Source organism: Pseudoxanthomonas taiwanensis (assembly GCF_010093135.1).
Taxonomy (GTDB): domain Bacteria; phylum Pseudomonadota; class Gammaproteobacteria; order Xanthomonadales; family Xanthomonadaceae; genus Pseudoxanthomonas; species Pseudoxanthomonas taiwanensis.
This window is the reverse complement of sequence record NZ_PDWK01000073.1, coordinates 1-12335: the sequence shown is the minus strand read 5'-3', so window position 1 is coordinate 12335 and position 12335 is coordinate 1. Positions and strand designations below refer to the sequence as shown.

Annotated in this window: 12 protein-coding genes and 1 pseudogene; 7 read left to right on the top strand and 6 right to left on the bottom strand. The window is 72.7% G+C overall.

Features of this window, described 5'->3' with window-relative positions:
• Positions 1 to 87 precede the first annotated feature (87 nt).
• Genes uvrA through CR938_RS12170 form a run of 3 tightly spaced genes read left to right on the top strand, consistent with a single transcriptional unit; the run spans position 88 to position 4271 of the window.
• Positions 88 to 3006, top strand: coding sequence for an excinuclease ABC subunit UvrA (uvrA, locus tag CR938_RS12180; RefSeq protein ID WP_162125271.1), 2919 nt, complete (start codon positions 88 to 90; stop codon positions 3004 to 3006).
• A gap of 32 nt (positions 3007 to 3038) precedes the next feature.
• Positions 3039 to 3818, top strand: coding sequence for an IS1595 family transposase (locus tag CR938_RS12175; RefSeq protein ID WP_281350275.1), 780 nt, complete (start codon positions 3039 to 3041; stop codon positions 3816 to 3818).
• Positions 3819 to 3845: 27 nt separating this feature from the next.
• A complete protein-coding gene (locus CR938_RS12170; protein ID WP_162125273.1) occupies positions 3846 to 4271 on the top strand; it encodes an acyl-CoA thioesterase in 426 nt (141 codons plus the stop codon).
• A 229-nt stretch (positions 4272 to 4500) separates the two neighbouring features.
• On the opposite strand, the gene CR938_RS12165 is transcribed toward CR938_RS12170, so the two are convergent.
• Both CR938_RS12165 and CR938_RS12160 read right to left on the bottom strand, forming a co-directional pair.
• Positions 4501 to 5409, bottom strand: a complete 909-nt coding sequence (locus CR938_RS12165; RefSeq protein ID WP_246191086.1) for a universal stress protein — start codon at positions 5407 to 5409, stop codon at positions 4501 to 4503.
• A gap of 52 nt (positions 5410 to 5461) precedes the next feature.
• The gene (locus CR938_RS12160; RefSeq protein ID WP_162125270.1) at positions 5462 to 5971 is read right to left on the bottom strand and encodes a copper chaperone PCu(A)C; all 510 of its coding nucleotides are present in this window, start codon (positions 5969 to 5971) and stop codon (positions 5462 to 5464) included.
• Positions 5972 to 6015: 44 nt separating this feature from the next.
• Here CR938_RS12160 and CR938_RS12155 point away from each other — a divergent pair, with 44 nt between their 5' ends.
• The gene (locus tag CR938_RS12155) at positions 6016 to 6795 is read left to right on the top strand and encodes an enoyl-CoA hydratase/isomerase family protein (RefSeq protein ID WP_162125269.1); all 780 of its coding nucleotides are present in this window, start codon (positions 6016 to 6018) and stop codon (positions 6793 to 6795) included.
• Positions 6796 to 6805: 10 nt separating this feature from the next.
• On the opposite strand, the gene CR938_RS12150 is transcribed toward CR938_RS12155, so the two are convergent.
• A complete protein-coding gene (locus CR938_RS12150) occupies positions 6806 to 7720 on the bottom strand; it encodes a LysR family transcriptional regulator (protein ID WP_162125268.1) in 915 nt (304 codons plus the stop codon).
• Positions 7721 to 7831: 111 nt separating this feature from the next.
• On the opposite strand from CR938_RS12150, the pseudogene CR938_RS12145 reads away from it, so the two are divergent.
• Positions 7832 to 8597, top strand: a pseudogene (locus tag CR938_RS12145) (SDR family NAD(P)-dependent oxidoreductase).
• A gap of 18 nt (positions 8598 to 8615) precedes the next feature.
• Here CR938_RS12145 and CR938_RS12140 read toward each other — a convergent pair.
• The 3 genes from CR938_RS12140 to CR938_RS12130 form a co-directional block, all read right to left on the bottom strand.
• Positions 8616 to 9482, bottom strand: a complete 867-nt coding sequence (locus CR938_RS12140; protein ID WP_162125267.1) for a sulfurtransferase — start codon at positions 9480 to 9482, stop codon at positions 8616 to 8618.
• Positions 9479 to 10288: a CoA pyrophosphatase gene (locus CR938_RS12135; protein ID WP_162125266.1), complete on the bottom strand. Its 810-nt coding sequence runs from the start codon at positions 10286 to 10288 to the stop codon at positions 9479 to 9481. The genes CR938_RS12140 and CR938_RS12135 overlap by 4 nt, the downstream gene beginning before the upstream one ends.
• A gap of 113 nt (positions 10289 to 10401) precedes the next feature.
• Positions 10402 to 11103, bottom strand: coding sequence for an FKBP-type peptidyl-prolyl cis-trans isomerase N-terminal domain-containing protein (locus tag CR938_RS12130; protein ID WP_162125265.1), 702 nt, complete (start codon positions 11101 to 11103; stop codon positions 10402 to 10404).
• A 175-nt stretch (positions 11104 to 11278) separates the two neighbouring features.
• Here CR938_RS12130 and CR938_RS12125 point away from each other — a divergent pair, with 175 nt between their 5' ends.
• Positions 11279 to 12061, top strand: a complete 783-nt coding sequence (locus CR938_RS12125; RefSeq protein WP_162125264.1) for an enoyl-CoA hydratase/isomerase family protein — start codon at positions 11279 to 11281, stop codon at positions 12059 to 12061.
• A gap of 6 nt (positions 12062 to 12067) precedes the next feature.
• On the top strand, positions 12068 to 12335 hold a 268-nt coding region (locus tag CR938_RS12120; protein WP_162125263.1), incomplete at its 3' end, for a hypothetical protein.

The following is a 12335-nucleotide window of genomic DNA, read 5'->3' as shown; positions in this document are numbered from 1 at the left end:
GACAGGGCGGCGCCCCGTCCTGGGCCAATTGCCCGTGCCGGCCCCGTTCGCTAGGCTGGCTCATTCGCTTCCGCAGGCCCCACACTGATGGACAGCATCAAGATCCGCGGCGCGCGGACGCACAACCTCAAGAACATCGACATCGACCTGCCCCGCGACCGGCTGATCGTGATCACCGGCCTGTCCGGCTCGGGCAAGTCCTCGCTGGCCTTCGACACCATCTACGCCGAGGGCCAGCGCCGCTACGTCGAGTCGCTGTCGGCCTACGCCCGGCAGTTCCTCAGCGTGATGGAGAAGCCGGACGTGGACCACATCGAGGGCCTGTCCCCGGCCATCTCGATCGAGCAGAAGTCCACCTCGCACAATCCGCGCTCGACGGTCGGCACCATCACCGAGATCTACGACTACCTGCGCCTGCTGTTCGCCCGGGTGGGCACCCCGCGCTGCCCCGATCACGGCTACCCGCTGGAGGCGCAGACGGTCAGCCAGATGGTGGACCAGGTGCTGGCCCTGGACCCGGAGCGGCGCTGGATGCTGCTGGCACCGGTGGTGCGCGACCGCAAGGGCGAGCACGTGCAGGTGTTCGAGCAGCTGCGCGCCCAGGGCTTCGTGCGGGTGCGGGTCGACGGCGAGCTGTACGAGATCGACGCGGTGCCGGCCCTGGCCCTGCGCCAGAAGCACACCATCGAGGCGGTGGTGGACCGCTTCCGCCCGCGCGAGGACATCCGCCAGCGCCTGGCCGAGTCGTTCGAGACCGCGCTCAAGCTGGGCGACGGCATGGCCATGGTCATGTCCATGGACGACCCGGCCGCGCCGCCGCAGCTGTTCTCCTCGCGCTACTCCTGCCCCCTGTGCGACTACTCGCTGCCGGAGCTGGAGCCGCGCCTGTTCTCCTTCAACGCGCCGATAGGCGCCTGCCCGTCCTGCGACGGCCTGGGCGTGGCCGAATTCTTCGATCCGGCGCGGGTGGTGGCGCACCCGGAGCTGTCCCTGGCCGCCGGCGCGGTGCGCGGCTGGGACCGCCGCAACGCCTACTACTTCCAGCTGATCAACTCGCTGGCGCGGCACTACCGCTTCGACGTGGACACCCCGTGGAACGAGCTGCCCGAGCACGTGCGCCAGGCGGTGCTGTACGGCAGCGGCGAGGAGGTCATCACCTTCACCTACCTCACCGAGGCCGGCGGCCGCACCCAGCGCAGGCACCGCTTCGAGGGCATCATTCCCAACCTGGAGCGCCGCTACCGCGAGACCGAGTCGCCCGCGGTGCAGGAGGAGCTGGGCCGCTACATCAGCGAGCGGCCATGCCCGGAGTGCGGCGGCGCGCGCCTGAACCGCGCCGCGCGCAACGTGTTCGTGGCCGACCGCTCGCTGCCGGAGCTGGTGGTGCTGCCGGTGGGCGAGGCGCTGGAGTTCTTCCGCTCGCTGAAGCTGTCCGGCTGGCGAGGCGAGATCGCCGCCAAGATCGTCAAGGAGATCAACGAGCGCCTGGGCTTCCTGGTGGACGTCGGCCTGGACTACCTGACCCTGGAGCGCAAGGCCGACACCCTCTCCGGCGGCGAGGCCCAGCGCATCCGCCTGGCCAGCCAGATCGGCGCGGGCCTGGTCGGCGTGATGTACGTGCTGGACGAGCCGTCCATCGGCCTGCACCAGCGCGACAACGAGCGCCTGCTGGCCACCCTCACCCGCCTGCGCGACCTGGGCAACACCGTGATCGTGGTCGAGCACGACGAGGATGCGATCCGCGCCGCCGATCACATCGTGGACATCGGCCCGGGCGCCGGTGCGCACGGCGGCGAGGTGGTCGGCCAGGGCACCCTGCAGGACATCATCAAGTCGCCGCGCTCGCTCACCGGCCAGTACCTGTCCGGCAAGCGGAAGATCGAGGTGCCGGCCAGGCGCCACAGGCCCAACCCGAAGATGACGCTGCGCCTGTACGGTGCCTGCGGCAACAACCTCAAGAACGTGGACCTGGAGATTCCGGCCGGCCTGTTCACCTGCGTCACCGGCGTGTCCGGCTCGGGCAAGTCCACGCTGATCAACGACACCCTGTTCGCGCTGGCCGCCAACGAGATCAACGGGGCCTCGCACACACCGGCGCCGTACCGCGAGATCGAGGGGCTGGACCTGTTCGACAAGGTCGTGGACATCGACCAGTCGCCGATCGGCCGCACCCCGCGCTCCAACCCGGCCACCTACACCGGCCTGTTCACGCCGCTCCGCGAGCTGTTCGCGCAGGTGCCGGAGGCGCGCGCGCGCGGCTACTCGCCGGGCCGCTTCAGCTTCAACGTGCGCGGCGGCCGCTGCGAGGCCTGCCAGGGCGACGGCCTGATCAAGGTCGAGATGCACTTCCTGCCGGACGTGTACGTGCCCTGCGACGTGTGCCAGGGCAAGCGCTACAACCGCGAGACGCTGGAGATCCTCTACAAGGGCTACAGCATCCACGACGTGCTGGAGATGACCGTCGAGGAGGCACTGCGCCTGTTCGAGAACGTCCCGGCCATCGCCCGCAAGCTGGAGACCCTGGTGGACGTGGGGCTGAGCTACATCAAGCTCGGCCAGAGCGCGACCACCCTGTCCGGCGGCGAGGCGCAGCGCGTGAAGCTGTCCAAGGAGCTGTCACGGCGCGACACCGGCCGCACCCTGTACATCCTCGACGAGCCCACCACCGGCCTGCACTTCTACGACATCGAGCACCTGCTGGGCGTGCTGCACCGCCTGCGCGACGAGGGCAACACGGTGGTGGTCATCGAGCACAACCTGGACGTGATCAAGACCGCCGACTGGGTCATCGACCTGGGCCCGGAGGGCGGCCAGCGCGGCGGCCAGATCATCGCCACCGGCACCCCGGAGGAGATCGCCGCCAACCCGGCCTCCTACACCGGCCGGTTCCTGGCCAAGCTGCTGCCGGACACCAGGGCGCGCGGCAGCAAGCCTGCGGCCGTGGCCCGCGATCCGGCCCTGCCCCCGCGCAAGGCGCAGAAATCCCCATGCAAGGGTAATTCCTAAGCAAACCGGACCAAATCTGAGAGGATTTGGTCATGAAGCGATGTCCCGGATGTGCAGGTTGTCGGCACTATCGCCCGGGGGACGGACGTCTGAAGTGCCGCGCCTGCGGGCTGCGTTTCACGTGGACGTCGGTGTGGGACTCGGTACGACTGCCCACAGCGACGAAGGCACGCCTGCTGGAGTTGTTCGTGCTGGGCGTGCCGTCGTACCGGCAGCGGTTCCTGTCCGATACCAGCGCGGTCTCGCGGGAGCGGTTCCACCGACTGGTGCGTGGCTGCTGTGCGCTGGTGGAGCAACTGCGCGAGCCGTTCGAAGGCGCCATCGAGTGCGACGAGACCACCTTCGGTGGCGCCCGCAAGGGCAAGCGGGGCTGGGGCGCTGCGGGCAAGGTGATCGTGTTCGGGCTCGTCAAGCGCAACGGCTGCGTCAAGGCGATGCCGATCCCGGCCCATGACCGGGCATCGATCATGCGCGAGATCGAGGCGCACACCCGGGAAGGCGCGCTCTACTACACCGACGAGTGGCAGGCCTATGCCACGCTGAAGCTGCGCGGCGAACACGTGATGATCCGCAAGGAGAAGGGTCGGCCTGCCGGGCGAGATCACATCAACGGCATCGAGGGCTTCTGGAGCTACGCCAAGAACTGGCTCTACATGTACCGTGGCGTGCCCCGGCAATACTTCCATCTGTACCTGGCCGAAGTTTGCTACCGGTACAATCATCGGCACGAGAACCTGCAACCTTTGCTGTACAAGCTTCTCAAGCAGATCTCGATCCAGGAACTACGTCCAATTCTGGTCCGGAAAGGTTAGGAATTACCCATGCAAGACCAAGACCGCATGACCCAGCCCAACCCCCACCCGCAACCGCGCGTGCTGGCACGCGTGCCCATCAGCGTGCGCTGGCGCGACATGGACGCCATGGGCCACGTCAACAACGCCAAATACGTCTCCTACCTGGAGGAGGCGCGCGTGCGCTGGATGAACACCGTGCCCGGCGTGTCCATGAGCGACCGCATCGCACCGGTGGTGGCGGCCACCAACGTCAACTACCGCGCCCCGATCGTGTGGCCCAACGACATCGTGGTGGAGCTGTTCGTCGAGCGCGTCGGCAACAGCAGCGTGACCATCGGCCACCGCATCCTCGACCAGAAGGACGAGTCGGTGCTGTACTCGGACGGCAACGTCGTGGTGGTGTGGATGGACACCCGGACCGGGCGCAGCGCCCCGCTGCCCGAGGCGATCCGCGCCGCGGTCGCCGCCTGAACCGCCGGCACGGCCGGTGCCCGCTGCCTGGCGTGCATCCCCGCGGGCGCCGCGTCCGCGGCGGCCCGGACGGGGCATCCGCAGGCGGTGCCCGACGCAACGCCTGCGGATGCCCGTCGCCTTGCGCAGGCATGCCCCCTCCCCGCGCCCCGGTTGGCGGCGGTCCCGGCCACGTCCGCGTTGAACGCGGGCATGGCAGACGCCGGCCGGGTCGCCGCGGACGCGGCTCCTACAGCGAAGGGGTGGCGCGGGGGTCGCGCACCGCCAGTGTGTCCACCGGCGAGGCTTCCAGCATGCGCTGGGCGGTGCTGCCGAGCAGGATGTCGAACACGGCACTGCGGCCATGCGAGGCGACCACCGCCAGATCCACCGGGTACTGCCCGGCGTACAGGCCCAGCAGGATGGCCGGATCGCAGCGCTCGACCACCAGGCTGACCGCGCTGGCGCCGGCCGGCGGCCGGCAGCGCTCGAGGAAGGCCTGGCCCTCGGCCAGGGCGTCGGCCTGCGCGGTGGCCAGCAGTTCGTCGCGGCCGCCATCGACCAGCCCGGCCATCGGCACTTCGTAGCCGTGCAGCACGCTGATGGCCAGGTCCGGGAACAGCGCCACGGCGGTACGGAAGGCGTGCTCCGAGGACGGCGACCAGTCGCTGGCCACCGCCATGCGCCGGTACGGCCCGTGGGTGCGCCGGCGCACCACCAGCACCGGCAGCCTGGAGCGCCGCACCAGCTGGTCCACGGTCGAGCCCGGCACCAGGCGGCCGAGGCCACCGGCGCGCGCCACGCCGGCCACGACCAGGCCGCAGCCCTCCTCGTCCGCCACCTGCAGCAGGCGCGTGGCGACCGGCCCGCCGCGCTCCACCCGCAGGGTGACCTGCACGCCGCGGGCGGAGGCGTCGTCCAGCAGCTGCTTTTCGGCGGCGCGCACCGGGTCGGTGCCGCGGTACCAGGAAGGCGGATCGCGCAACAGCATCGCCTCCGCCGCGACGGGGTCGCCCTCGACCACGTGCGCCACCACCAGGCGCGCGTCCCACGCCTGCGCCAGCAGCACGGCACGGTCCAGTGCGCGGTCGCTGCGCGGGCCCAGGTCGCTGGCCAGCAGGATGGCGCGCGGCCGGCTGCCCTCCATGGTTGCGTTCATGTCACCCCCCCTTACGTTCCGTCGCAGGCCCCATCCACGCGGGGCGTTGCCTTCAGTGGCCGTGGTGGTGGTCCTGGTGCCCGTCCCGGCCGCCGGGCGCGCCCGCGCCCACCCCCAGCTCCGCCGCCCCCTCGGCGCCGTCCTCGAGCCCCAGCACCAGCGGCACGCGCTGTCCGGCGGCAACCGCCCCGCGCGGCTGCATCAGCATCAGGTGCAGACCGCCCGGCTGCAGCACGGCCTCGCCGCCGGCCGGCAGGGCGAGCTTTTCCAGCTCGCGCATGCGGCTGACCCCGTCCACCACGGTGGTCTCGTGGATCGAGACCTCGGCGAAGACCGGGCTGCGCGCGGCCACCACGGCCTGCGCCCGGCCGCAGCCGTTGGCGATGCGGCCGAAGCCGGCCAGCATCGGCCGCGGCGCCGGCGGGAGACGGATCCAGCCCTGCTCCATGCGCACGCAGGCGCCGGCGGGCTTGCCGTCGCCCGGCGTGGCGGCACGGACGGACGCGGGAACGGAGGCGGCCAGGGCCAGCAGCGCGGCCGGCAGGAGGTTTCGGATGTCCATGCGCCTATGATACCGGCCCATCCCGCCACATTCCGGACCGCTCCATGACCTCTTCCGTGCAGACCATCGACCACGGCCGCATCCGCGAACTGCGCCTGGCGCGCCCACCGGTCAACGCTCTGGATCCGGCGCTGTGCCGCGCACTGATCGCCGGCCTGGACCAGGCCGTGGCCGAGGACATGGATGCGGTGGTGGTGTCCGGCGCCTCGGGCATCTTCTCCGCCGGCCTGGACGTGCCCTACCTGATGTCGCTGGGCGAGGACCGCCACGCCCTGCACGCCGCCTGGGGCGCGTTCTTCGGCGCCGCGCGCGCCCTGGCCGGACTGCGCATCCCCGTGGTGGCTGCGATCACCGGACACGCCCCGGCGGGCGGCTGCGTGCTGTCGCTGTGCTGCGACTACCGGGTGATGGCGCGCTCGCCGGACCCGGCCAGGCCCTTCACCATCGGCATGAACGAGACCCAGGTCGGCCTGGCCGTGCCGGACGGCGCCCAGCACCTGATGCGCCGCGTGGTCGGCCAGCACCGCGCCGAGCGCCTGCTGGTGTCCGGCGCCATGGTCCCCGACGAGGAGGCCCTGCGCATCGGCCTGGTGGACGAGCTGGCCACGATGGAGGAAGTGGTGCCACGCGCGCTGGCCTGGCTGGAGCCGCTGCTGCGCCTGCCGCGCGCGCCGATGCTGCAGACCCGCGCCCTGGCCCGCGCCGACCTGGTGCGCGCGCTCGACCCCGAGAACCTGCACCTGGACCGCTTCGTGGACGGCTGGTACGACCCGGACACCCAGGCCGGCCTGCGCGCCCTGCTGGCCAGGCTGGGCAAGCGCTGAAGGCGCGGACTCAGCGCGGCGGGTCGAGGTGCTCGGCCAGCACCCCGGCCAGCCAGTCCATCACCTCGCGCACCCGCCGCGGCGTGTGCCGCTGCAGCGGGTACAGCAGGCTGACCGGCATCGGCGCGGCCGGCAGCTCCGGCAGCACTTCCACCAGGCGGCCGTCGGCCAGCGCCTCGCGCACCGCGAAGCGCGGCACCTGGATCAGCCCCAGGCCGGCCAGGGCGGCGCCCACGTAGGCCTCGCCGCCGTCCACGGTGACCGCGCCGGGCAGCTCCAGGGTCGCGTGGCCGCCACCGGGCAGCGGGTACTCGAACCCCTCCGGGCGGTGCCCGAAGGCCACCGTGAACTGCACCAGGCGGTGGCCGCGCCGGAGGTCCTCCAGCGTGCGCGGCACGCCATGCCGGGCCAGGTAGGCCGGACTGGCGCAGCTGACCACCGGCACCACGCCGAGCCGGCGCGCCACCAGGCTGGGATCGGCCACCTCGCCGGTGCGCACCACGCAGTCGTAGCCTTCGCGCACCAGGTCCACCCGCCGCTCGCTCGCCCCCAGCTCGATCTGCAGCCCCGGGTGCGCCTCCAGGAACGCGCCCAGGCGCGGCAGGACCAGGTGCCGGGCCATGCCCGCCGACATGCCGATCCGCACCCGCCCGCCCAGCTGGCGCGCCTCGCGCCGGAACATGGTGTGCAGCTCCTCGGCCTCGCCGAGGAAGTCGCGGCAGCGCTCCAGGAACGCGGCGCCGTCGGCGGTCAGCCGCACCCGCCTGGGGGTGCGGAGAAACAACTGCGCACCCAGCGCCGCCTCCAGCCGGCGCACCGCCGCCGACACGCTCGCTTTGGGCAGACCGAGGCTGTCGGCGGCGCGGGTGAAGCCGCCCAGCTCGGCCACGCGCGCGAAGATCCGGTACTGGGTGAGCCAGTCCATGATTGTTCTTATTGTTCTTCCCTTGCGAACAACGTAACCAATTACGTCCGGTTTATCAGCCAGCCTGCGACCAATAACCTGTGCCCACTCCCCACCCCACGGAGCACGGCCATGAGCGCTTCCCCCGCCCCCGTCACCCTGATCACCGGCGCCAGCCTCGGCCTGGGCCGCAGCGCCGCCACGCACCTGGCCCGCGCCGGCCACGACCTGATCCTGACCTACCACCGCCAGACCGGGGCGGCCGAGGCCGTGGCCGCAGAACTGCGCGGCCTGGGCCGCCGGGTGGCGGTCCTGCCGCTGGACGTGGGCGAGGTCGGCGGCTTCCCCGCCTTCGCCGCGCAGGTGCGCGAGGTGCTGGCCGGCTGGGGCCTGGCGCGCTTCGACCACCTGGTCAACAACGCCGGCACCGGCCTGCACGTGCCGTTCGCCGAAACCACCGCCGAGCAGCTGGACGCGATGTACCGGATCCACTTCAAGGGCCCGTACCTGCTGAGCCAGGCCCTGCTGCCGCTGATCGCCGACGGCGGCCGCATCCTCAACGTGTCCAGCGGCCTGGCCCGCTTCAGCGTGCCCGGCGCGTCCGCCTACGCGGCGATGAAGGGCGCGGTCGAGGTGCTGACCCGCTACCTGGCGCGCGAGCTCGGCGCGCGCGGGATCCGGGTCAACACGCTGGCCCCGGGGCGCGATCGAGACCGATTTCGGCGGCGGCCGCCTGCGCCAGGACCGCGAGCTCAATGCCTGGGTCGCCGCGCAGACCGCGCTGGGCCGCACCGGGCAGCCGGACGACATCGGCGGCGCGGTGGCCGCGCTGCTGGCGCCGGGCGCGGGCTGGATCAACGCCCAGCGCATCGAGGCCTCGGGCGGGATGCTGGTCTGAACGCGGCGCGCGGCGCGCTCAGGCCGCGCCGCGCGCGACCGGCCGCGACGGATCGGCGATCCAGCCGCTCCAGGAGCCGGGATAGACCCGCGCCCCGCCCAGGCCGGCGTGTTCGAAGGCCAGCAGCAGGTGGCAGGCGGTCACGCCCGAGCCGCACATCAGCACCGCCTCGCGCGGCGCCCGCCCGTGCAGCAGCGGCTCCAGCTCGGCGCGCAGCTCGGCGGCCGGGCGGAAGCGCCCCTGGCGCAGGTTGGCGGTGAACGGCCGGTTGAGCGCGCCGGGCACGTGGCCTGCGACCGGGTCGATCGGCTCGACCTCGCCGCGGAAGCGCTCGGCGCCGCGCGCGTCCAGCAGCCAGCCGGGTGGCTCGCCGAGGCGTTGCAGCACCTCGGCGGCGGTGGCGATGCGCGTGGCGTCGAAGCCGGCGGCCGGATACGGCGGCAGCGGGTCCGGCGCCGCCGCGTCCGCGGTCTCGGGCAGGCCGGCCGCGCGCCAGGCGGCCAGGCCGCCGTCGAGCACGGCCACGCGTTCGTGCCCCAGCAGTCTCAGCAGCCACCAGGCACGCGCCGCGGCCATGCTGCCGTCGCCGGCGTCGTACACCACCACCTGGTGCTGCGGGCCGATGCCCCACTGGCCCACCCGCCGCGCGAAGGCGTCGGCCCGAGGCAGCGGATGCCGGCCCTGGCCCTGCACGCCATGGTCGGACAGGTCCCGGTCCAGGTCGGCGTGCACCGCGCCGGGCAGGTGCGAGGCGGCGAAGGCGGCGGCGCCGGCCTGCGGGTCGGCGAGCACCGCGCGCGCATCCAGCAGGCGTAGCCGCGCATCGCCCAGCCGCGCCGCCAGCGCAGGCACGTCCACCAGGGTGGTCCAGTGCATGGGCGTCATCTGCCCTCCTCCAGGCGTCGCCTCAGGTTGAAGAGGATGGCCGCGGTCGCGCCCCAGATGCGCTGCGCCGGCCAGTCGTATTCCAGGACGGTGCGGGTGCGCCCGCGGTACTCCATCGGGATGCTACGCAGGTGCCCGGGCGCCATCAGGTAGGACAGCGGCACCTCGAACACCTCGGCCACCTCGCCCGGGTGCGGCTGCGGGCGGAAGCCCGGATCCACCGCCGCCACCACCGGGGTGACGCGGAAGCCGCTGACGGTCACGAACGGGTCCAGGTAGCCCAGCGGCGCCACCTGCGCCTGCGGCAGCGCGATCTCCTCGGCGCTCTCGCGCAGGGCCGCGGCCAGGACGCCGGGATCGCCCGGCTCGATGCGGCCGCCGGGGAAGCTCACCTGCCCACCGTGGTGGCGCAGGCCGTCGGTGCGCCGGGTCAGCAGCACATAGGTGCCGTCCTCGCGCGGCACCAGACCCACCAGCACCGCGGCCTCGGCCAGGCCGGATGGCAGCAGGTCCTCCAGCTCGGCGCGGTTCCAGCCCGGATCGGCGGGGGGCCGACGCAACGGGTGCAGCACCCGGGCCAGCCGCGGCCGTTCCGGCAGGCGCCGCAGGAACGGGGGCAGTTCGCGCTCGCGTGCGGGCAGTACGGTTTCCATGATCCAGCTGCGTTCGACCTCGGCCATGCGCGACCAGGCGGCGATCTCCGCCCCCGTGCGCAGGCAGCCGGCGCACAGGCCGTCGTCGCCGAGCCGGCACAGGCCGATGCACGGGCTGGCAGGGGCGGCGGCGGACGGAGCCGGTGGACTCACGGGCGGTCGTGCATGCAGGAGGGGAGACTAGCGCGGAACGCGGCCGCCTGCCTGGCGCAGAAACGGCTGCGCCGGCATCGAAGCCGGCGCAGCGCGTGGAGCCTGAAGACGGATTACTTGACCGAGACCAGCTTGATCTCGAACACCACCGCCACGTTCGGCGGGAACGGCGTGCGCGGGTCGGCGCCGTAGGCCTTGTCCGGCGGCAGCGCCACTTCCCACTTGGAACCGGCCGGCATCTGCAGCAGCACCTCGCGCATGGCCGCCATCTCGACCTCGCTGACCTTGATGGCCGGGATCTGCTGCGGCGGACGCGCCTGCTCCGGGCGCTGGCCGAACGGGAACGGACCGGCCACTTCCAGCTGCACGGTGCTGGACTGGTTGGGCTTGGCGCCGTTGCCCGCCTCCAGCACGCGGTACTGCACGCCGTTGGCCAGGGTCTGCACGCCCGCCCTGGCCTTGTTCTCGGCCATGAACTGGTCGGACTTGGCCTTGTTCTCGGCGGCCATCTTCTCGTAGCGCTGCTTGGCCTCCTCGGCGCGCTGCTGTTCGCGCTTCTGGAAGGCCTCCAGCGCCGGGCGCAGCTGCTCGGCGGTGATGGCCGGCTGCTTCTTGGCCATGGCGTCCTGCAGGCCCTTGACCACCGAATTGACATCCAGCTGCTCGCCGCGGTCCGCGAGCTCGGCCAGATTGCTGCCGTAGTCGTAGCCGAAGTAGTAGCTGAGCTTGCCCTTCTCGGACGTGGTGTCCTGGGCGAAGGCGCCGCCTGCAAAGGCGAGGGCCGCAACGGCGACCGCGATCGAACGCAACTTCATCTGAATGTCTTCTCCGGAAGGGGTTGACGCCGGACCCGCGGGCCCGGCGGTGGCGGACGCGCTAGGATAGCCGCCGCGCAGGCGGCCCGCCACAACGGCGGACCGTGGCTGTGCGACCGCGGCGACGGACGGAAGTTCCGCGCCGCGCATCGGACCCCTTGCACCAGGAGATCCCATGACGGCCAGTCCCGTCCTCGGCCGCGACGACGGCCCCGTTCGCATCCTCACCATCGACCGCCCGGACAAGCTGAACGCGCTGAACCGGCAGACCCTGGAAGCCCTCGACGCGGCCTTCACGCAGGCGGCCGCGGACGGGACCGTGCGCGTGGTGGTGCTGACCGGCAGCGGCAGCAAGGCCTTCGTGGCCGGTGCCGACATCGCCGAGATGAGCGCCCTGTCCGCGGTCCAGGCCCGCGAGTTCTCCCTGCTGGGCCAGCGCCTGATGCGCCGGATCGAGCGCATGCCCAAGCCGGTCATCGCGATGGTGAACGGTTACGCCCTGGGTGGCGGCCTGGAGCTGGCCATGGCCTGCCACCTGCGGGTGGCCGCCGACGGCGCGCGCATGGGCCAGCCGGAAGTGAACCTGGGCCTGATCCCCGGCTTCGGCGGCACCCAGCGCCTGCTGCGCCTGTGCGGCCGCGCCGCGGCACTGGAACTGTGCCTGCTGGGCGCCCAGGTGGACGCCAACCGCGCCCTGCAGCTCGGCCTGGTCAACCGTGTGGTGCCGGCGGCCGAGCTGGAGGAGCAGACCCTGGCCCTGGCCCGGCAGCTGGCCGCCTCGGCCCCGCTGGCCCTGCGCGGCGTGCTGGACGCGGTGGTCACCGGCGGCGAGTGCGGGCTGGAGGAAGGCCTGGAGTTCGAGAGCGCGCAGTTCGCCCTGCTCTTCTCCACCGAGGACATGCGCGAGGGTACCCGCGCCTTCCTCGAGAAGCGCAAGCCGCAGTTCCACAACCGTTGAAGCGCGATGGGCAGCTCCCCCGACCGGCTGCGCCTGCTGGCGCTGCTGCAGGAAGACGACCTGGACGGCGCGCTGGAGGCGGGCCTGATGGACTACGCCGCGCGCGCGGACGATCCGGCCGACGCGCCGCTGCTGGCCGCGCAGCGGCGCCTGCGCAGCGCCTGGGCGGCACGCGAACGCCACCGTGCCCGCGCCGCGCGCCTGGCGCGCATCGCCGCCGAGCGCGAGGCGCGGCGGCGCGCGGCCGCGCCCGCCGCCGGTGCACCGGCGGCGG

What these genes read in the sequence shown, in the direction of transcription:
- uvrA (WP_162125271.1), top strand. Translation starts at nt 88, where the DNA reads ATGGACAGCATCAAGATCCGCGGCGCGCGGACGCACAACCTCAAGAAC.
- CR938_RS12175 (WP_281350275.1), top strand. Translation starts at nt 3,039, where the DNA reads ATGAAGCGATGTCCCGGATGTGCAGGTTGTCGGCACTATCGCCCGGGG.
- CR938_RS12170 (WP_162125273.1), top strand. Translation starts at nt 3,846, where the DNA reads ATGACCCAGCCCAACCCCCACCCGCAACCGCGCGTGCTGGCACGCGTG.
- CR938_RS12165 (WP_246191086.1), bottom strand. Translation starts at nt 5,409, where the DNA reads ATGAACGCAACCATGGAGGGCAGCCGGCCGCGCGCCATCCTGCTGGCC.
- CR938_RS12160 (WP_162125270.1), bottom strand. Translation starts at nt 5,971, where the DNA reads ATGGACATCCGAAACCTCCTGCCGGCCGCGCTGCTGGCCCTGGCCGCC.
- CR938_RS12155 (WP_162125269.1), top strand. Translation starts at nt 6,016, where the DNA reads ATGACCTCTTCCGTGCAGACCATCGACCACGGCCGCATCCGCGAACTG.
- CR938_RS12150 (WP_162125268.1), bottom strand. Translation starts at nt 7,720, where the DNA reads ATGGACTGGCTCACCCAGTACCGGATCTTCGCGCGCGTGGCCGAGCTG.
- CR938_RS12140 (WP_162125267.1), bottom strand. Translation starts at nt 9,482, where the DNA reads ATGACGCCCATGCACTGGACCACCCTGGTGGACGTGCCTGCGCTGGCG.
- CR938_RS12130 (WP_162125265.1), bottom strand. Translation starts at nt 11,103, where the DNA reads ATGAAGTTGCGTTCGATCGCGGTCGCCGTTGCGGCCCTCGCCTTTGCA.
- CR938_RS12125 (WP_162125264.1), top strand. Translation starts at nt 11,279, where the DNA reads ATGACGGCCAGTCCCGTCCTCGGCCGCGACGACGGCCCCGTTCGCATC.